Origin of the sequence: Desulfonatronospira thiodismutans ASO3-1 (genome assembly GCF_000174435.1) — a bacterium.
GTDB lineage: Bacteria > Desulfobacterota > Desulfovibrionia > Desulfovibrionales > Desulfonatronovibrionaceae > Desulfonatronospira > Desulfonatronospira thiodismutans.
In genome coordinates, this window is sequence record NZ_ACJN02000003.1 from 721,089 (window position 1) to 740,291 (window position 19,203).

Annotated in this window: 18 protein-coding genes and 1 riboswitch; of the genes, 13 read left to right on the forward strand and 5 right to left on the reverse strand. The window is 53.7% G+C overall.

All coding sequences use genetic code 11. From position 1 onward, the window contains the following. Positions 1-28: 28 nt before the first annotated feature. Together DTHIO_RS15190 and DTHIO_RS15195 are read right to left on the reverse strand one after the other, a co-directional pair. Positions 29-1,669, reverse strand: a complete 1,641-nt coding sequence (locus DTHIO_RS15190) for a hybrid sensor histidine kinase/response regulator (RefSeq protein ID WP_008871143.1) — start codon at positions 1,667-1,669, stop codon at positions 29-31. Between the two features lie 43 nt (positions 1,670-1,712). Continuing rightward, positions 1,713-2,390, reverse strand: coding sequence for a cobalamin B12-binding domain-containing protein (locus DTHIO_RS15195; RefSeq protein ID WP_008871144.1), 678 nt, complete (start codon positions 2,388-2,390; stop codon positions 1,713-1,715). Positions 2,391-2,919: 529 nt separating this feature from the next. Continuing rightward, positions 2,920-3,148, forward strand: a riboswitch (cobalamin riboswitch). Between the two features lie 444 nt (positions 3,149-3,592). On the opposite strand from DTHIO_RS15195, the gene DTHIO_RS15200 reads away from it, so the two are divergent. The 9 genes from DTHIO_RS15200 (at position 3,593) to DTHIO_RS15240 (ending at position 13,595) form a co-directional block, all read left to right on the forward strand. Further along, positions 3,593-4,618, forward strand: coding sequence for a FecCD family ABC transporter permease (locus tag DTHIO_RS15200; protein ID WP_008871145.1), 1,026 nt, complete (start codon positions 3,593-3,595; stop codon positions 4,616-4,618). A 15-nt stretch (positions 4,619-4,633) separates the two neighbouring features. Next, on the forward strand, positions 4,634-5,395 hold the full coding sequence (locus tag DTHIO_RS15205) for an ABC transporter ATP-binding protein (RefSeq protein WP_161598688.1): 762 nt from the start codon (positions 4,634-4,636) through the stop codon (positions 5,393-5,395). 704 nt (positions 5,396-6,099) lie between these two features. Continuing rightward, positions 6,100-7,101: an ABC transporter substrate-binding protein gene (locus tag DTHIO_RS15210; RefSeq protein WP_008871147.1), complete on the forward strand. Its 1,002-nt coding sequence runs from the start codon at positions 6,100-6,102 to the stop codon at positions 7,099-7,101. Between the two features lie 25 nt (positions 7,102-7,126). Then, positions 7,127-7,849 (forward strand): precorrin-2 C(20)-methyltransferase, encoded by a 723-nt coding sequence (gene cobI / locus DTHIO_RS15215; protein ID WP_008871148.1) that lies wholly within the window; start codon positions 7,127-7,129, stop codon positions 7,847-7,849. Further along, on the forward strand, positions 7,846-8,589 hold the full coding sequence (cobS, locus tag DTHIO_RS15220; protein WP_008871149.1) for an adenosylcobinamide-GDP ribazoletransferase: 744 nt from the start codon (positions 7,846-7,848) through the stop codon (positions 8,587-8,589). The genes cobI and cobS overlap by 4 nt, the downstream gene beginning before the upstream one ends. 37 nt (positions 8,590-8,626) lie before the next feature. Next, positions 8,627-9,403, forward strand: a complete 777-nt coding sequence (gene cbiR, locus DTHIO_RS15225) for a cobamide remodeling phosphodiesterase CbiR (RefSeq protein WP_008871150.1) — start codon at positions 8,627-8,629, stop codon at positions 9,401-9,403. Beyond that, the gene (cobU, locus tag DTHIO_RS15230) at positions 9,400-9,915 is read left to right on the forward strand and encodes a bifunctional adenosylcobinamide kinase/adenosylcobinamide-phosphate guanylyltransferase (RefSeq protein ID WP_008871151.1); all 516 of its coding nucleotides are present in this window, start codon (positions 9,400-9,402) and stop codon (positions 9,913-9,915) included. Before cbiR ends, cobU begins: the two co-directional genes overlap by 4 nt. Positions 9,916-9,941: 26 nt before the next feature. Continuing rightward, complete coding sequence (gene cobT, locus DTHIO_RS15235) at positions 9,942-11,006, forward strand: nicotinate-nucleotide--dimethylbenzimidazole phosphoribosyltransferase (protein WP_008871152.1); 1,065 nt, start codon at positions 9,942-9,944, stop codon at positions 11,004-11,006. A 3-nt stretch (positions 11,007-11,009) separates the two neighbouring features. Then, positions 11,010-13,595, forward strand: a complete 2,586-nt coding sequence (locus DTHIO_RS15240) for a cobyric acid synthase (RefSeq protein ID WP_008871153.1) — start codon at positions 11,010-11,012, stop codon at positions 13,593-13,595. A gap of 39 nt (positions 13,596-13,634) precedes the next feature. Here the strand turns inward: DTHIO_RS15240 and DTHIO_RS15245 are convergent, their stop codons facing one another. Then, positions 13,635-14,039, reverse strand: a complete 405-nt coding sequence (locus DTHIO_RS15245) for a hypothetical protein (RefSeq protein ID WP_008871154.1) — start codon at positions 14,037-14,039, stop codon at positions 13,635-13,637. A gap of 257 nt (positions 14,040-14,296) precedes the next feature. After that, positions 14,297-14,971, reverse strand: a complete 675-nt coding sequence (locus DTHIO_RS15255) for a thymidylate synthase (protein WP_008871155.1) — start codon at positions 14,969-14,971, stop codon at positions 14,297-14,299. A gap of 132 nt (positions 14,972-15,103) precedes the next feature. Between DTHIO_RS15255 and DTHIO_RS15260 the strand changes: the two genes are divergently transcribed. From DTHIO_RS15260 to DTHIO_RS15270, 3 genes are all read left to right on the forward strand, one after another. After that, entirely contained in the window at positions 15,104-15,793 is a 690-nt protein-coding gene (locus tag DTHIO_RS15260) for a TIGR04283 family arsenosugar biosynthesis glycosyltransferase (protein WP_040419111.1), read from the forward strand. Between the two features lie 142 nt (positions 15,794-15,935). After that, a complete protein-coding gene (locus tag DTHIO_RS15265) occupies positions 15,936-16,154 on the forward strand; it encodes a hypothetical protein (protein ID WP_008871157.1) in 219 nt (72 codons plus the stop codon). A gap of 6 nt (positions 16,155-16,160) precedes the next feature. Continuing rightward, entirely contained in the window at positions 16,161-16,679 is a 519-nt protein-coding gene (locus DTHIO_RS15270) for a hypothetical protein (protein ID WP_008871158.1), read from the forward strand. Positions 16,680-17,077: 398 nt separating this feature from the next. On the opposite strand, the gene DTHIO_RS15275 is transcribed toward DTHIO_RS15270, so the two are convergent. Next, positions 17,078-18,730: an NAD+ synthase gene (locus DTHIO_RS15275; protein ID WP_008871159.1), complete on the reverse strand. Its 1,653-nt coding sequence runs from the start codon at positions 18,728-18,730 to the stop codon at positions 17,078-17,080. Between the two features lie 170 nt (positions 18,731-18,900). Between DTHIO_RS15275 and DTHIO_RS15280 the strand changes: the two genes are divergently transcribed. Next, positions 18,901-19,203 carry a hypothetical protein gene (locus DTHIO_RS15280; protein WP_008871160.1) on the forward strand — a complete coding sequence of 101 codons (303 nt, stop codon included), beginning with the start codon at positions 18,901-18,903 and terminating at the stop codon, positions 19,201-19,203.

Here is a 19,203-nt window from a genome sequence, read left to right on the forward strand (position 1 = left end):
CCTGCATCAGGAGTGCCCCCCAAAAAACCTAACCAGCTTCAGGGCTTAAAATTGACCCGAGAACCCGCTGTAACCGCTGGAAATTAAAAGGCTTGGGCAGCAGATCATCCGCCCCCGCCTGCAGAAAATTTTCCTGTTCCTCATGATCCAGGGCACTCATGACCACCACCGGCAGCTTTTCCCTGCCCTGTTCCTTCTCAATGGTGCGAAGCCTCTGCAGTACTTCCACGCCGCTCATTTCAGGCATGACAATGTCCAGTAGAATCAGGTCAAAGCTGTCTTCCTGCAGGGCCTGAAGCACCTTTTGCCCATTGTCCACAAGTTTGTATTCCACACCCATCTTATCCAGGTATCTGGCCAGTATGGTCTGGTTCATGGGCTCATCTTCCGCCACCAGGATCCTGCCGGAAAAATTCAGTGGTTTCTGCTCGATGGTCTTCTTTTCTTTGTGCAGGGCATCATGCCCGGACTTGAGGTGCATGGGCAGAGTTATGGTGAATGTAGTTCCTGCCCCCTGACTGCTCTGCACTTCTATTGTGCCGTCATGCGCTTCCACAAGTCTTCTGGCGATGGCCAGACCAAGGCCCACGCTCCCCTCTCCCTGGGTAGGCCTGGAACTGGTGGTCTGATATTCTGCAAAGAGCCTGTCCATTTCTTCACCGGGTATACCCTGTCCGTAGTCGGACACATCCAGCACCAGGTAGCCGTCTCTGGTATACAGCCTGACATCCACGGTACTGCCTGAAGGGGAGTACTTTATGGCATTGGTCAAAAGGTTGGTCACCATCTGGGTAAACTTGGCCACGTCCAGGTTGACTTGGGGCAGATCCTCCAGAACATGACAATTAAGAGAAATATCCTTTTCCCTTGCCAGCATCCGCAGAGGATCAAGGGCGTCCTGCACTACCCGGCCGGGGCGGACATTTTCCAGCTGCAGATTTATCTGACCGCTGTCGATCTTGGTCACGTCCAGAAGGTCTTCCACCATCCCCAGCATGAACCTGCTCAGGCTTTGAATCTTATCCAGCATGCCGGCACCGGTCTCGCTCAACTGGTGCTTCATGTCTTCCTGGAGCAGTTCTGCGTAAAGTTTTATGGACCCCAGAGGATTTCGCAGGTCGTGAGCAGCCATGCCCAGGAAAAAATTTTTCTGAGAATTGAGTTTTTCCAGGCGCACGATTTGCCGGGCAAGCTCGCGCTGGGCATTTGTCAGTTCATTGTTCAGGCTGGTCATTTCCTGAAGAACGGTGTTTCCCTCTTCCATGAACTGCTGCTCTCTGGCCTGGGTGGAATACTTCTTGTAAGCCTCCCGGATAAGATTGGTCTGCTCGTTATTGACCTTCAACAGCTCCTGGTAAAGATCGTTTAGAATGTCCCTGCTGTCTCCGGCCGTGATGACCATGTTATCCTGCACCCTGACCCCGGTAAAGTCTAAGGTACAGATCTCACCATTGACCTGCACGTTGAGCTCCCAGTTTAAGGCCAGTCCCTGTTCGTCCAGCTGCTTCCAGAAATTTTCAGCCTTCTGCATGGAATCCTGATGAAGGATATCATGAAAAAACAAGTCACCTGCAGCGTTTTCCATGTCCTTGAGGCCGTTGTACAGGACTTCCCGTATTCTGCCCGAGGCTTCACAGACTATGGCCAGGCAGTTAAGTGAGTTCTGCATAGCTTATCATCCTGATTCAAATCCTGATCTACATCTGGCTGGTTCAGGAGCACAGACTGAAGGCCAGTTCAACAGCCTGCACAGCATCCATTGCGCTTCCGTCTGCTCCGATTTTCTCCCATCCTCCGGGCTCCTGCAGGAATGCATGGCCTCCCACCATAATTTTCACGCCTTCCAGTCCCGGAGTCTGCCTTACTTCCTTTATAATGGCCTCCACCCTCGGCCTGTTGGAAGTCAGTGTGGCTGATACAGCCAGAAGATGGACATTCTGATCCTTAACAGACCTGACCACTTCTTTTTCGGGCATGTTGGCCCCCAGGTAATAAGTATCCCAGCCCTTCATCTCCAGAAGATCCGTGACCATGCGGATGCCCAGTTCGTGCAGCTCCCCGCCCACACAGCAGGCCACCATGGACAGTCCGTTTTTTTCAAAAGTCATGATCCTGGGGTACAAATGAGACATGATGAGCTGGGTTACAGCGGTGCAGTAATGCTCCTGGGCAATGCTTATCTGGTTGGCAAGCCACAACCGGCCCATTTCATACTGAACCGGCTGAAAAACATACATGTATATATCCTGGATATCCACTCCCCGGTTCACTGCGTCCAGGATCAGGCGGACAGCTTCATTGCGACTGGACCCGCGTATGCAGTCCAGATAGGACTGGGCAAGTTCACAGTAAGGATTCTCTTTGCTGATACAGGAGGCTTGCTTGTTCATGGACTCATCCACAGTTTTGATATATTTATCGGTTCTACATCGTCTCCGGCCGGGACCGGCCTGTTTACAAGCAACTACAAAATTCAGTTCAGTTATATTGACACTCGACTCCCCGCCTGCCCCGGACAAGACAGCAGAGATTTTCCCTGCGCCTTTGCTTCATGGCGATTATATAAATAATGTCAAAAAAAGCCAGTAAAAGCAATCCGCTGAACAGACCGGAATACATACGGACTGAAAAAAAACCCGAGATATCAAGTGGAAAGACATAATCCTTTTATCTTACGATACCCTGTCCTCTGTTACCTGTCCTGCAGACCGGCACGGCGTCAGTTTGCTGATTAATTCTGGACAGATAAATCTCCAGTAAATGACTGTGAATATTTTTTAAAATAAAACCAGAGGTTTGAGTGACGTTTTCTCAGCAGATTCCTTTTCTTGACTTCACCTGCAGTTCAAGATATCAGGATAAATCACTTGAAGCAGGTACCGGCAAAGGCAGCTTCCAGCTGCTGATGCACGCTCACCTGACGGAGAAGAAGGTTCGGGTGCGCTTTGCGCCTAACAGGGAACCCTGTGCAAGTCAGGGACGGACCCACCGCTGTAACCGGGGACCAAAGCCGCATTCAGGCCACTGCCCCGCACTTACTTTTCTATGGGTGTTTTTTCCTTGAAGAAAAAAGTAAGTGCGGGGCGGGAAGGCGCGGCAAGTAGAAAGATCCGGAAGTCAGAAGACCTGCCTGAACCTCTTGAAGAATTGCCGGGCCGGACAATCGGCAAAAAAAGATCATGATGCCGCGGATGAAAATGGGACATCCCCGGGTCGACAGCAATCGGCCCGGGGTTTTTTTTGTTTCAGAAGACTGAACAGAGAAAAGAAGGCTGGTTATCTTGTAATTATTCACCACATGTGGGCAAAGAGCAAGGGTCCGGGGGCTTTGCAAGCTGGGCGTAAACTGTCTGAACGACGTAGGAAGAGTTAATCAAAACCGTAACACACCGAACTTGGCTTCAAATATGTTATAGGAAACATCCCGGTTATCAAAGCTGTGTGTAGGTTTTGATTTACGCTTCCTTGGAACTCGCCCTGTTAAACACCGCATAGCGGTCCTGCTTCGCAGGGTTTAACAGGGTGAAGTCTTTACGTCCTGTTTGCAAAGTCTCCGGACCTTGGTGAATAGTTACGTTATCTTTTATATTTTATGCGCATAAGGACATCCATACTCCTCGTTACCCTGGCATTCATGCTTCTGGGCATGATCATCGCCTCGGTAAGCATGGGCTACGTCCAGGTACCTCTGTCCACCACTTTCCAGATGCTCTTTTACAAGATCACCGGGCAGCAGGAGCTTTTGCTCCAGGCAGACCCGCTGGTTTACACCGTGATTTTCGAGGTCAGGCTGCCCAGAGTACTCACCGCAGCCATTGTTGGCGCGGGCCTGGCCCTGGCCGGAGTCATATTCCAGGGTCTTCTGCTGAACCCCCTGGCCGACCCGTATACTTTGGGGGTATCATCCGGAGCGGCTTTCGGGGCCTCCCTGGTGCTGCTTTTCAACCTGCAGTTCCTTGGGCTTTACACCCTGCCCCTGTTCGCCTTTATCGCCGGATGCCTGACCCTTCTCTTTGTGGTCTACCTTTCGGCCACGGCCGGTGGATTGTCTTCCAACAATCTTATTTTGTCCGGAGTGATAGTCAGCGCCATTCTTTCCGCCGGCATAAGCCTGTTCAAGTACCTGGCCCAGGAAAGGGTCTCGGTGATAATATTCTGGCTCATGGGCAGCTTTGCCTCCAGCACCTGGCCGGAGCTTATCCTGACTTCGTCCATGGTGTTTCTGGGATTCATGGTCTTCATGTTTTATTCCAGGGATATAAATCTCATCTGCCTGGGCAGCCGGGCCGCGGCGTCTCTCGGCGTGGACACCACTAAGCTCAGGATTATCCTCCTGATAACCGCTTCCCTGGTGGCTGCGGTCTGCGTATCCATCTCCGGGATAATCGGATTTGTAGGCCTACTGGTACCGCACATGATGCGCTCTCTAACCGGACCTGAGCACAGAAGCCTTTTGCCGGTGAGCCTTTTGTGCGGGGCGGTGCTTCTTCTGGCCGCGGACACTTTGACCAGGACCATGCTTCCGGCGGAAGTGCCCATTGGGGTGCTTACAGCCCTCATTGGCGGGCCTTTTTTCTGCTATATCTTCCGCAAACGCCAGATGCAGTTCAGGGTGTAGAGTATGGCCTTTTCCATGAAAGATGTACATTTCGCCCTGGGAGAAACCAGCATCCTGGAAGATATAAACATTGACCTGCCTCCGGGCAGAATATACGGCATCCTGGGTCCCAACGGCAGTGGCAAGTCCACCTGGCTGGACCTGCTCATCCGGCACAGGGTGCCGCAGCAGGGCATGGTAGAGTATAACGGCCACCCCCTGGGATCATACTCCAGGAAACAGATCTCCAAGGAAATGGCCTTAGTTCCCCAGGACTACCGCCTGAACTTTCCCTTCCAGGTCCTGGAGGTGCTGCTCATGGGCAGATATCCTTTTCTGCCGCGTTTTGCATCTCCTGGCAGCCGGGACCTGGATATCGTCCGGGAGGTTATGCAGAAGACCGGCCTGGAAAAATTTCAGGACAGGATGGTTACTGAGCTGAGCGGTGGTGAGCGCCAGCGGGTGGTTTTCGCCAGGGCCCTGGTTCAGGATACGCCGGTGCTCATTCTGGATGAAGCCACGGCCAGCTTAGATATCAAGCACGGCCTGCACCTTCTGTCCTTAGTGCGGCAAAAAAACCAGCAGGCCCGGACCACGGTCTTTTCCGTATTTCAGGACATCAACCTGGCTGCAGCCTTCTGCAGCCATATTATCTTTTTCAAGCAGGGACGAATCCTGCTGCACGGCCCGACTACAGAAGTGCTCACCCCGCAAAACCTGGAGCGCGTCTTTGACGTCCGGGCCAAGGTCTATTTCGACGATTATGCACAGTCCACCCAGGTGGTGTTCAAGGTTTAACATCTCTGTGCGCGCATCTTAGTTATCTGTTAATTGTTATCTGTTATCTGTTAATTGTTAATTGTTAATTGTTAATTGGGGTAAGGCAACTCCCGGAAAATAGAATTATTAACCTGGGTGGGCGGCGACCTTTTAATTTCCCGCATGTTGCCCAGAACTCCCCACCCTGAAACTGTTACGTTATTTTCAGGTAGTTGCCATAATCAAGCTCCAGTAGGAGTATTTATACAGATGCATGCGACAGAGTGTTGCCACGCCTCGATCTGCTCCCCTCCTTGGCTAAGGAGGGGTTGGGGGTGGTTCGATATTTAGCTCCCTTCCTTAACCGGCTTCTTTTCAGGCTAAGCAGGGGAGCTACACCGTGCCCTGGATTTATTTGTGTGGTGGAAGCTTAGGCAACTCCCGGAAAATAGAATTATAAACCTGGGTGGGCGGCGACCTCTTAATTTTCCGCATGATGCCCAGAACTCCCCACCCTGAAACTATTACGTTATTTTCAGGTAGTTGCCTAAGGTAGTTAATTCAAGCTGTTGTTCTTCAACCATAAACAATAACGGACAGTCAAAAGTTCTAGCGCAACACGCTGGAATAGTTATAGTTTTTTAATCCCAGCTGTCTAATTACATTTAAAACATAACCACCTGAAATCAAAAGCTTTTTTCTTTAACTATTAACTGATAATTTTTATCTCTCAAATACTAAACATGAAGATTAAAACCACCTTTACCATATTCTGCGTTTTTCTGGCCCTAATCTACTCTGGTTGCCAGGCCCTGGCCTCGGAAATGAAAATCCTGGATCAGCAAACCATCCAGGATCAGGGGGGCAGAACCATCCAGGTGGATGAGCCCTTTGAGCGCATCATCTCCCTTTATGGGGCTCATACGGAAAACCTTTTTTCTCTGGGCCTGAACCAGGAAGTTATCGGAGTGGGCATGAACGAGTGTTACCCTCCCCAGGCCCTGGAAAGACCGTCTTTTTCCTACCAGGAAGGCCCGGAAAAAATCCTGGCCCACAGGCCGGACCTGGTGCTGGTGAGACCCATGATTGACTGGGCCTATCCCCGGCTCATGGATACCCTGGAGCGCTCCGGAATTACCATAGTTTCCCTGCAGCCCGGCAGCAAAGATGAAATGTTCAAGTACTGGAAGATACTTGGCATTCTTACCGGAAAAGAGGAGCAGGCCCTGCAGATGCAGGAGAACTTCAAGGCCGGACTGGAATACGCCCGGAGCCTGACCGCTCATGTGGAGGATAAAAAAGGCGTGTTCTTTGAATCCATACATGAACAACTCAAGACCTTCTCCCCGGATTCCATGCCCATGCTTGTACTGGAAGCAGCAGGAGGCGAAAACGCTGCATTAGATGCACGTCAGGTGCGCGGCACCAACATTGCCGATTTCGGGCAGGAAAAACTTTTGTCCAGGGCGGATAAAGTCCAGGTTTATCTTTCCCAGCAGGGCCCCATGAACCAGGCCAGCCCTGAAAACATTAAAAAACGCCCCGGTTTGCACCTGCTTAAGGCAGTACAGCAGAACCGGGTTTACGCTATTGACGAAGTCCTGGTCTCCAGGCCCACCATGCGCCTTCTGCAGGGGATATACGTGGTGGGGGAACACCTTTACCCGGATATATTCCACGAAGACACCCGGGAAAAACTCGACAACTACCGCAAAATGCAAGGCAGTGAATCTGAAGACTCCTGATAGCTTGACTCCCAAAGGAAAACCAATGAACAACAGACAAGGAAAACTCTACGGCATAGGAGTGGGGCCGGGCGACCCGGAACTGATACCCCTCAAGTCAATCAACATTCTCAAAAAAGTAGACGTGGTCTTCTGCGCCTCTTCCAGCAAAAACAACCACAGCCTGGCCGTAAACATCGCCAGGGAATATCTTCCAAAGGATACCCTGATTCACAGGCTGCCCTTTCCCATGACCATGGACAAGGAAGTGGCCTCTAAGGCCTGGTCTGAGCACGTTGACACCATCCTGGCTGAGCTGAACCAGGGCAAGGACGCTGCCTTTCTCACCCTGGGAGATCCCCTGACCTATTCCACTTTCGGCTACCTCATGCAGTGCCTGCAATCCAACGCCCCGGAAATCCGCATCGAAACCGTCCCCGGCATCACATCCTTTCAGGCTGCAGCAGCCGCCACCAACACCACCCTGGTGGAGGGCGAGGAAAGCCTGCTCCTGCTTTCAGGGGTCCAGGGCGGAGACAAGCTCCGGGAGATGTCCTCCAGGGTGGACAACGTGGTCTTTCTCAAGGCCTACAAAAATATTACGGATATCTGCGAGGCCTTGGATGAAAGCGGGCGGATGAAGACGGCGGTGGGCGTGGTTCGCTGTGGCTTCCCGGACCAGGAAGTATTTCAGGATGTAAAAGAGCTCTGCAGCCAGGAACCTAAGTACTGGACCCTGATTATATCCAAGCCGGGGCAGGAAGAATGAGGTTTTTGCAGCCGTTTCTGGCCGCGCTGCAGTTTTTGACCATAATACCTGTCGGCGGCCAGATACCGCAGACGGCCCTAGGGAGGGCCATGCCCTGGTTTCCTGTGGCCGGACTGGTCATCGGTGTGGGTGCCGGGCTGGCATACACTCTGACCCTGCTCCTGGGACTGCCGCCCATGGCCGCCTCATTAGTGGGGGTTTTGGTTTTGTCCGGCCTGAGCGGTTTTCTGCACCTGGACGGAGTGGCTGATACAGCTGACGGTTTTTTCAGTGCCAGGTCCAGGGAGAAAATCCTGGACATCATGCGCGACAGCCATGTGGGGACCATGGGCGTTGTAGGCCTTTTTGCTGTTCTGGGTCTAAAGTGGGCCGCTCTGACCTCCATGCCCCCGGTGGCCGCCTGGAAGGCCCTGGTCCTGGCCCCGGTACTGGGACGCGCGGCCCAGGTGTGCAGTATGGCTCTGCTGCCCTACGCCCGCTCCACCGGCGGACTGGCTTCCATCTTTATAAACAGTCGCCGCAGGTCCGACATATACTGGACCCTTGGTATTGCAGGCATCGCATCCCTGCTGGCAGGAGGTGCCGGCGTGGCCGCCCTGATCCTGGGTGCTGTGGCAGCATATCTTTTCAGCCTGTGGTGTTTGAAAAAAATAGGCGGCATCACCGGAGATACAGTGGGAGCAGCCACAGAGGTTGTGGAAACAGCCGCTCTGTGCGCCATCTGCGCCATAGTGGTTTGATAATCCTGCGTATATCCGGAACATAAGGAGTTACTCATTGACTTTAAAATCCAATTCCACATGGCGGCTGGGGACTACATCCTACATCATCCCGGACCACATCCTGCCCAACCTGTATTATCTTCAGGACAAGGTGGATGATGTGGAACTGATACTTTTTGAGTCCGGAGAACAGTCCAGCATCCCGGATGCATCCCAGGTACGCCTGATGCAGTCTCTGGCTAAGGACTCCGGCCTGAGCTACACCGTGCACCTGCCCCTGGACCTGTATCCCGGAGCCCGGGATGAAGCCTTACGCCGCACCTGTACAGAAACCTGGAAACGCATTGTCGGGCTCATGCAGCCAGTGGACCCAGTGGGCTGGGTGGTGCACCTGAACGATCCTCCCCGGGACGAAGACTTCCTGCCCGCCTGGCAGGAGCAGTGCCGCAAAAGTCTGGAAGAACTTTCCCGGGAAGTTGAACCCGGGCTGTTATGCATTGAAAACTTAGATTACGACCATGAACTCATCTGGCCCTGGGTGCTGGAGATGGGCTTTTCCCTGTGCATGGACCTGGGCCACCTCCAGGTCCGGGGAGAAGACCTGCCGGCATGCCTGGACAGATGGCTGGACCATGTCCGGATAATTCACCTGCATGCCCTCAACAGTGAGGGCCGGGACCACACAGGGCTGCAGCACATGGACAGAGACCTGCTGGCCTGGCTTTTATCGAGCTTTGACAGCAAGACACGGCCCTTGGTGGTCACCCTGGAAATCTTCTCCAGCAAACATTTTCAGGGCTCTCTAAAGGCCATACAGGAGGCCAGGCAGTGAACCGGGTGACGTATATCTGCGGCGGATGCAGAAGCGGCAAAAGCTCCTTTGCCCTGCAGCTGATGCAGACCTTTGAGCGAAAAGCGTTTATAGCCACGGCCGAGGCCCTGGATGAAGAAATGCACCAGAGAATCCAGAGACACCAGCAGGAACGCGGACAGTCCTTTTTTACTGTTGAAGAACCCCTGGACCCGGCACAAGCCCTGTCCAGACTCCCCGGGGACACCCAGGCCGCAGTCCTGGACTGCCTCACCGTATGGCTGGGCAATCTCATGCACCAGGAGCTTGTGCAGGAAGACACCTGCCCGCAACTGGAAAATTTCTTTGCCCTGCTTGCAGCCCCGCCCTGCCATGTATTCGTGGTCAGTAACGAACTGGGCATGGGCCTGGTCCCCGGTGACTCACTTTCGCGCAGGTACCGGGACATGATGGGCCGCATCAACCAGCGGACCGCATCCCTGGCCCATGAGGCCTATTTTGTAGTCAGCGGGATGCCTCTCAGATTGAAATAACCACCTGCAAACCAAAGGAACAGCCAATGACTCTACTGGAGCAATCCATCCAGCACATAACCCAGCCGGACCAGGAAATAAAATCAGCTGCCCTGAAGCGTCTGGCGAACCAGGCCAGGCCGCGGGGAAGTCTGGGCCGGCTGGAACCGGCAGCGGCCCGTCTGGCCTCCATCTGCGGCCGGCTGGATGTAAAGCTTGACCGGAAAACAATAGTCACCTGTGCCGGTGATCACGGGGTGGTTGAAGAAGGGGTCAGCCTCTTTCCAAGCGAAGTCACGGCCCAGATGGTCTACAATTTCGTCCAGGGCGGGGCATCCATAAATGTCCTGGCTGCCCACGCCGGGGCCAGGGTCAGGGTGGCCGACCTGGGAGTAAGCCACGATTTTGATCCAGGACTTGATATCCTGCACAAAAAAATCCGCAAAGGCACTGCCAACATGGCCACAGGCCCGGCCATGACCCGGGAGGAGGCAGCTGCATCCGTCGAGGCCGGTATTGGCATTGCAAACCAACTGGCTGATAGCCCGGGCCTGGATCTTCTGGGCACCGGGGACATGGGCATAGGCAATACCACTGCCTCTTCCGCCATTATAGCGGTTTATTCCGGGCTGCCCCTCAAAGAACTGGTAGGACCGGGCACGGGACTGGACGAGCAGGGGCTTGACCTCAAGGCCAGGGTCATAAAAAGGGCTCTGGATCTTAACCGCCCGGACCCTGCCGACCCCATGGGTGTTCTGGCCAGGGTAGGCGGACTGGAGATCGGGGGACTGGCCGGACTGGTCATAGGCGCGGCAGCAAGACAGATTCCGGTGGTCTGCGACGGACTCATCTCCACCGCCGGGGCCCTGATAGCCTGCGAACTATGCCCTGCAGCCGGGCAGTATATCTTTGCCGGGCACCGCTCCCGAGAAACAGGACACGAGTACATGCTCAGGCACTTAGGCCTGACCCCCCTGCTGGATCTGGAGATGCGCCTGGGCGAAGGCACAGGTGCAGCCCTGGCCATGCACATCCTGGATGCCTGTACCAGAATCCTGGCGGATATTAAAACCTTTGAAGAAGTAGGCATTGAAAATGCCCATGAAGGCTAAGACATGAGCACCTCCCCCCAGCAGCCCCACGGCGGGGACATCTCTGCCCTGGCCCGCAAGTCCGGGCTTAGCCCTGATGCAATTGTGGACTTTTCCGCCAGCATCAATCCGCTGGGATTTCCGGAATGGCTGCGCCCGCTGATAAGCACAACCCTGGAAAAGGCGGCCCATTACCCCGACCCCGGGGCCTGCGACCTGGTCCAGGCCGCCTGCCGGCGCTACAATACCCGGCCGCAAGAAGTCCTGGCAGGCAATGGTACAGCCGAGATTATTTCTCTGCTTCCGCTGGCCATGAATTTTAAGCGGGCCGTGATACCCGCCCCCACCTACGCTGATTACGCCCGGGCCTGCCTTGCTGCAGGACTTAAGGTGCATCGAGTCAATCTGGACCAGGCCCTGGATTTCGCCCTGGATCCGGCTGAGCTTGCACCCCATCTGCAGGGCCGGGATCTGGTCTTTATCTGCCGTCCCAACAACCCCACCGGCTTAGACGTGGATGCAGCCGGGATACGCAGGCTGGCCGCGGACTTTCCGGACAGCCTTTTTGTAGTGGATGAGGCCTTCGGCGACTTTGTGCCTGATTTTGACAGCCTGGTGCAAAACCGTCCCGTCAATGTCACGGTCCTTTTGTCCATGACCAAGATGTTCGCCCTGCCCGGTCTGCGCCTGGGCCTGGCCCTGGCAGACCCGGAGGTGGTCCGGGCCGTATCCGGCATCCAGCCCTTCTGGTCGGTGAACGTCCTGGCCCAGGCCGCCGGGGTGCAGGCCCTGCAGGACCATGAGTTTGTGCTTAAAACCAGAGAGTACGTCGCCCGGAAGCGCAACAGCCTGTCTCAAAGCCTGGGTGAGATTCCAGGCATAAAGATCTACCCCGGACAGGCCAACTTTCTGCTCCTGGGGCTGGATGAGCGCCTGCCCGAAGCTTCAGAACTCACAGTCCTACTCCTTGAAAAGCACGGCCTGGCTGTACGGGACTGCTCCAATTTTCACGGTCTGGACCACAGGCACGTGCGGGTGGCGGTGCGCTCTTCCCGTGAAAACCAGATGCTAGTGCGGGCCATGCACAGCGTTCTCACTGCAAAACCACCCAGGCCGGCCCAGTCAAAACCGCCGGCCATCATGTTTCAGGGCACCAGCTCCAATGCCGGCAAAAGCATCCTGGCCGCTGCCATGTGCCGCATACTGCTCCAGGATGGATACCGGCCTGCGCCCTTTAAATCCCAGAACATGTCTCTTAATTCCTTTGTCACCAGCCAGGGCGGTGAAATGGGCCGGGCCCAGGTGGTCCAGGCCCAGGCCGCCCGGTTGGAGCCGGACGTGCGCATGAACCCGGTGCTTCTAAAGCCCAGCAGCCAGACCGGGTGCCAGGTGATAATCAACGGTCAGGCAGTGGGCAACATGGGTGCAACAGGTTACGTGGATTACAAGCCCAAGGCATTCCAGGCCGCCAGGCAAGCCTATGACAGCCTGGGCCGGGAATTCGACGTCCTGGTCCTGGAAGGGGCCGGCAGTCCAGCTGAAATCAATCTCAAGAGCCACGACATAGTCAACATGGCCATGGCCGAATACGCCCGCTCTCCGGTCCTCATCGTGGGGGACATCGACCGCGGCGGGGTGTTCGCTTCCTTTGCCGGGACCATGGAGGTCCTGGCCGAGTGGGAGCGAAAACTCATCCGAGGCTTTGTGGTCAACAAGTTCCGGGGGGATGCCTCCCTGCTGGGAAACGCCTTTGAACTGACCCTGCAGCACACCGGCAGGCCGGTGGTGGGAGTGGTGCCCTACATGCAGAACCTGGATCTGCCGGACGAGGATTCAGTGGGCTGGAAGGAGGGCATTAAGGACCAGAATGGCCACGCAGAAGACTGTGTCCGGGTGGGCGTAGCGGATCTGCCCCACATAAGCAATTTCACCGATTTTGACGCCCTGCGCCTGGAACCGGACGTAAGCCTGGAAACAGTCCGTTCCCCTAATGACCTGCAGGGACTGGATGCAGTTATTATTCCCGGCAGCAAAAACGTATTCCAGGACCTGGCCTGGCTGGACCAAACCGGGCTCAAGGCTGCCATTTCCAGACTTGGCTCTGAGCAGAAGGTGGAAATAATCGGCATCTGCGGAGGGCTGCAGATGCTTGGTAATGAAATAAGCGACCCCTTTGAGCTGGAATCCCCGGGACAGAAAGTGCAGGCCGCCGCCCTTCTGGATATTTATACGGAAATGGCCCACCAGAAAACCCTGACCCGGGTGGAGGCCACCCATATACAGTCCGGACTCAATGTCCTGGGCTATGAAATCCATCATGGAGTCAGCCGTCTCGGGGGCCGGCCGCTCTTGCGGCTTCCTGACGGGAAAAATGAGGGGGTTCTCTCTGAAAGCGGGCTGGTATGGGGTACTTACTTGCACGGAATTTTCGATGCCGACGAATTCCGCCGCTGGGTCATCGACCAATTGCGCAGCCGCAGGGGAATGGAGCCCAAGAACCAGGTCATGTGCATCTACAACCCGGACCAGGCCCTGGACCGCCTGGCTGAGCAGGTCCGCTCAAGCCTGGACCTGGAACTTATCTATAAATGGATGGGGCTAAAGGAATAAGAAGTCAGCTGCGGGAGTGTCTCATTTCGAAGAAGCCAGCTAAAGAAATTTGATCAGACCCACGACAATTCCGCCTACAGCCACTGTGGTGCTGAAAAACCAGATAATCAAGCGATCTATTCTTTTGGTCATGACTTCAAAGCGCTGATCCATCTGTTCGAAACGTCTTTCCATCTGTTCGAAACGTCTTTCCATCTGTTCGAAACGTTTGTCCATCTGTTCGAAACGTTTGTCCACCTGATCAAAACGTTTGTCCATCTGATCAATGATGTGCTGAATCATGTCCCGCTGGTGCTTAAGCTCTTCCTCCACCCGGACCATGCGCTCGCGCAGTTCTATTTCATACACCTGCGGCGGCTTGCCAAGACTTTGCTCGGCCAGCCACTGGGCCATATGCTCTTTCAAAAAATCTATCTGTTCTTTGCTGAATGGTGCTGAAGACATAACAACCGTCCTGAAGAATAAGGAACACAAATAAGTGCCGGAGGGCCTGTCCCTGATTTTACAAGTCACCCATTGTCTAAATGTCGTTGCAGAATTATTTTCCAGCCATATTTATTTATTCTTTAATGCAGGCAGTGGAAAAAAGCAAGAAGCAGGAGCAATCTTGACTTTTTCCGTCACTCTCTTTTTAAAAGCGCCCGGAAGGTGCATATTTAATCCTGAAAAAGGCCTGCAAACCAGAAAAGCAGTTATGAGGCTCAAGGGGCATCTTTTCTGCAGGTCCTGATTCTGGCCAGTTCCTCGGCGTAGCCGTAAATATGCAGGCCTTTGGATGAAGCAAGAATAGGACCTGGGCTTACACCTTCAATACTGTCCGCCATATATTTCTGAAGCACGGCAATCCCGGCCAGGTTTGCCGGGAAACCTCCCCACAGATCCCAGGACCGGAAATATGGATAAAAAATCAACCGACCGTCACGAATGCGCATATCAATGTGGCGCAGGCATGGAGGATCGTTTAGAAGGTGATCTTCCGGCCGGCCCACCTGCAGTATTGCCTGGTTGGTGGCCCAGGTCTGGTTGAATTTTCCAATCCAGTACAGTACCTGCTGGTATATACGCTCCCCGTAGGTATAATCCTCTCCGGGTTCCTTGTGGGGGGACATGAGATAAGGCATGTACTGTTCCACGTAACCATTCTCCACTGGATTTGGAATCCCCAGATGAGGCGGCACCTGGGGCAGCATCCGGTCCCACGGCTCCATGTATGGATTTTCAATGAGCACGCTGACATAGTCGAACTCCTGCCTTTCTTCGCCCACCATGGATCCGTGCTGGATGGTATATTTGCAGCCATGATCAATAATGGCATAAAGAGCCTGAAACCAGGCGTCCGGAATGTCTGTGGCGGTAATACTGATGTGTTGAACCATAAATAAGCAGCCCCGGGAATAATTTTTTATCAGTTAGTTACAGCCCGGGACCATGTCATGTTATGGCCCAAAAATCAAATGCTCCTGAGTGGCAGACAGGACAACCCATTGGAAACTTTACCTGGAAAAGCTGTGAACAAACCTGATATTTCCGTGATAATTCCTGTATACCGGGAAGAACAGATCATTAATGACTTTGTCCAGCGGCTGACAGAAATCTTCCCCGCTGAGAGGCACGAAATTATAATTATTGACGGCGATCCCGTCCGGACAACGCTGTCTGCCCTGCATGTCCCTGGAGTATCCGGGTCTGCCTCGGGCAGTGGACGGGGAAATCAGATGAATGCCGGGGCAGCAAAGGCCCGGGGCAAAATTCTGCTTTTTCTTCACGCTGACACCACCCTGCCGGAGAGTGCTCCGGACCTTATCCAGACTGCGCTCAGGGACCAGGACCTGGCCGGCGGAGCATTTTCCCTGGGTATTGACTCTTCCAGATGGTCCTTAAAGCTCGTTGAAGCTGCAGCCAACCTGCGTTCAGCAGCAACCCGCGTTCCATACGGAGATCAGGCTATATTCATCACAAAAGAAAAATTTTCTGAAAGCGGCGGGTTCAGAGATATACCCATCATGGAGGACTTAGAACTGATGACCAGGCTGAAAAAAATGGGGGAAAAAATCATAATCCTGCCGGACAAAGCCATGACCTCGGCCAGGAGATGGAAATGTGAAGGAGTTGCCCGGGGTACCCTCAGGAACTGGCTGATACGCATACTCTACCACCTGGGAGTTTCACCGCAGAAATTATGCAGGATGTACAGGTAGTTTTCTACTTCCGATAAAAAACCACCTGATTTTCAAAAAGTCAAAGCTTGACGTCTTCTTCCTTGTAATACATTCTTATAACCACAGTGTTGCATCATTCAACTGACAGAATTATAATCCACCCTTAAAGAAGAGGACCGATATGCACATTTTTGCAGATGGAATCAGTAAAGTCACCCTTTCCAGCGGCAACCTGCGCATAAAGCTTACCCAGCAGGGAACAGACAACGAGCAGATCCAGGCCGGCACCCTGATCATTCCCGCCTCCCAGGCCAGCAGTTTCTTAAACGGCCTGGCCGGCAGCCTCAGGGAACTGGACGAAAAGTTAAAAGCCCAGAAACAGGAACAGGAGCAGCAGTAAAGGCTTATGTCCACCACCTATCCCAAGGCCCAGAGGCTGTCCATAGGCTACGACCCCAGGGAGGACAGGCTGATCCTCACCGGACACCTGCAAACCGGAGAAGACCGCGAAGCCATGATTACGCGCAGGCTGCTTTCCAGGCTCCTGGACAAAATGAGCAGCGAACTTTCTTCAACGCATCCCGCAGCCGAGAGATCCCCTGATCCTGACGAAGTCCTTCAGATGGAGCACATCGCGGCCGTCACCCAGGGCAGATCAGAGCAATCCAGCAGCGAGGCTTCTCAGGAAAAGGCTGCAGTCAAGAAATACCTGGCAGTGGAAGCCCAGGTGGAAACCCAGGATGAACACCTGATACTCGGCCTGATTGCAGAGGATAAAACTCCCATAACCGGCATCAAGCTTTCCAGGGCCAAAGCTCACCAGGTTCTAAGGATGCTCATGGAACAGGCCGGAAAGGCAGAATGGGAACTGGAACAAAAGGCTGCCTGGATGCAGCCTATGAAGTACGGCAAGGGAGCAGGTTAATTTAGAGTAGAGGTTTAAGCTTCAGCCCTTGTAACTATTCACCAACTGATAAAACTGGTAAATCTATGCCCACCGCAGCTATCCAGGGTCCGGGGGCTTTGCAAGCTGGGTCCCGCACTTACTTTCTTAAGTCTGCCCAACTTTCAAAACAAGATTTGCCAGAAAGTAAGTGCGGGATCTGAACGACGTAGGAAGCGTTAATCAAAACCGTAAAACACCGAACTTGATTTGAAGCATGATATAGAAGTTATTCCAGCTTAAAAATTCATGTATAGGTTTTGATTTACGCTTCCTTGGAGCTCGCCCTGTTAAACACCGCATAGCGGTCCTGCTTCGCAGGGTTTAACAGGGTGAAGTTTTTACGTCCTGCTTGCAAAGTCCCCGGACCCTGTAAATAGTTACCAGCCCTTTATTAAACACCTGGAGGCCAGAGGCATGCGCCGGCCGGGCCCGAAAGCCACGTCGGTTATCTTGATCCCGGGTGGAGCCTGGTAGCGCTTGAATTCAGACCTGTTCACCATATCCAGGACCTTTTGCACCACATCCGCCTCGAATCCCCGGGTACAGATCTCTTGCATTGAAGCCCCCTTTTCAACATAAAGGCGAAGAATTTCATCCAGTATGTCGTATTCAGGCAGACTGTCCCGGTCTTTCTGGCCCGGGCGCAGTTCTGCGGATGGCGGCTTATTGATTATGGCTTCAGGAATAATGGGCCCTCCCTTAGTGCTCAGCCATCTGGCAATGTCATAAACCAGGGTCTTGGGCACATCAGCCAGAACAGCCAGACTGCCGGCCATGTCACCATATATGGTACAATAGCCCACAGCCAGTTCAGACTTGTTGCCGGTATTTAAAAGCATGTCCCCCCATTTGTTGGACATGGCCATAAGCAGGTTGCCCCTGATCCTGGACTGGATGTTCTCTTCTGTTACGTCAGGGTGCATTCCGGAAAAAACATCTTCCAGGGCCTGGTCAAACCCCTGCATCAGGGAAGAGATGGGCAGTGTAACAGTCTTTATACCCAGGCTTTCAGCCAGTTTCATGGAGTCGTCTATACTGCCCGGACTGGAATGCGGTGAAGGCATGAGCACTCCCGTGACATTCTCCGGTCCCAGGGCAGATGCTGCCACAGCCGCGGTCAATGCCGAGTCCATGCCTCCTGAAAGACCCAGGAGCACCCTGCTGAACCCGCTTTTGCGCACGTAATCCCGTGTGCCCAGCACCAGTGCCCGCCAGGCCTCTGCCGGAACGTCAAGGTCATGCTCATGGCTGTCGCTTTTTGCGGGGTTACTGGTATCAAAAACAAATACGTCCCTTTCAAATTCCCTGCCTCTGCCCATGATGCTACCATCCGGGCCGAACACCATGCTTCTTCCCGGAAAAACCAGGTCATCAAATCCCCCCACCTGGTTGCAGAATATGAAAAAAACCCTGTGCTTGACCGCCAGGGAACCCATCATGGCCTGCCTGATCCCGTGCTTGCCAAGACCGAAGGGAGAGGCGGACATGTTTATGATAATATCGGCCCCCTGCCGGGCCAGTTCCTGCATGGGATTCACCCCGCCCCTGGGCCTGTCCCAGAAATCCTCGTCATTCCAGGCGTCTTCGCAGATGCTTACCCCCACTACTTTTCCCTTGTACTCAAAAACACCGGGAGCCTCGGCAGCGCAAAAATAGCGCTTTTCATCAAAGACGTCGTATTCAGGCAGAAGCACCTTGCTGAAGACCTTGATCACCCGGCCTTTATCCAACAGGCAGGCCGAATTGTAGACCTCTCCGGTCCGGCCTGGAAAACACCATGGACTCCCCAGAAGCAAAGGGCCCACACCTGAAGTCTCCCGGGCAATAAAGCGTACGCTCTGCATACACTTCTCCAGGATATCCTCTCTTAATAGAAGGTCCCGGGCCGGATATCCGATAACTGCCAGTTCCGGGGTCACGCAAATGTCAGCGCCCTGTCCGGAGGCTTCCATGCAGGCCTGGACAATCCCCCGGGCATTGCCCTCAAAATCGCAGACAACGGGATTCAGCTGCAAAAGCCCGATTTTCATTCCCTGTTTTCTCCCTGTTATTTCCAGACAATCCTGTTTACGGTATGCTGAACAGCCTTGTGGTCACAGATTCTGTCTGCCGTACAGGCGGTTCGATTATTGTTGACCTGCAGCATATTTGCAAGTAAATATCACATCTTCATTAAACAGGCCGATAGCATCAGGTGGCCATGAGCATCAAAGACTTTTTTGACCGGGAAAAGATATCCCCTCTGCTTAAACTGCCCGACGAAATGCGGGAAAAGCTTTTTTCCGGCACGCATCTGTCCAGGCGCGAAAAATACGTTATGGCCAACCTTTACTACCTGGATTCCTGGAACAAACTTGATGAATATCAGAATCTTTTGCCCGCCATGGCTGACCTTGAGCTATCCGAATGCCTTGAAAGCATTGACATTCTGGAGGAAGAAGGATTCATTTCCAGGAAAGGGCAGAAAATCATACTCAGGATCAAACCCATAACCTACAAGTAA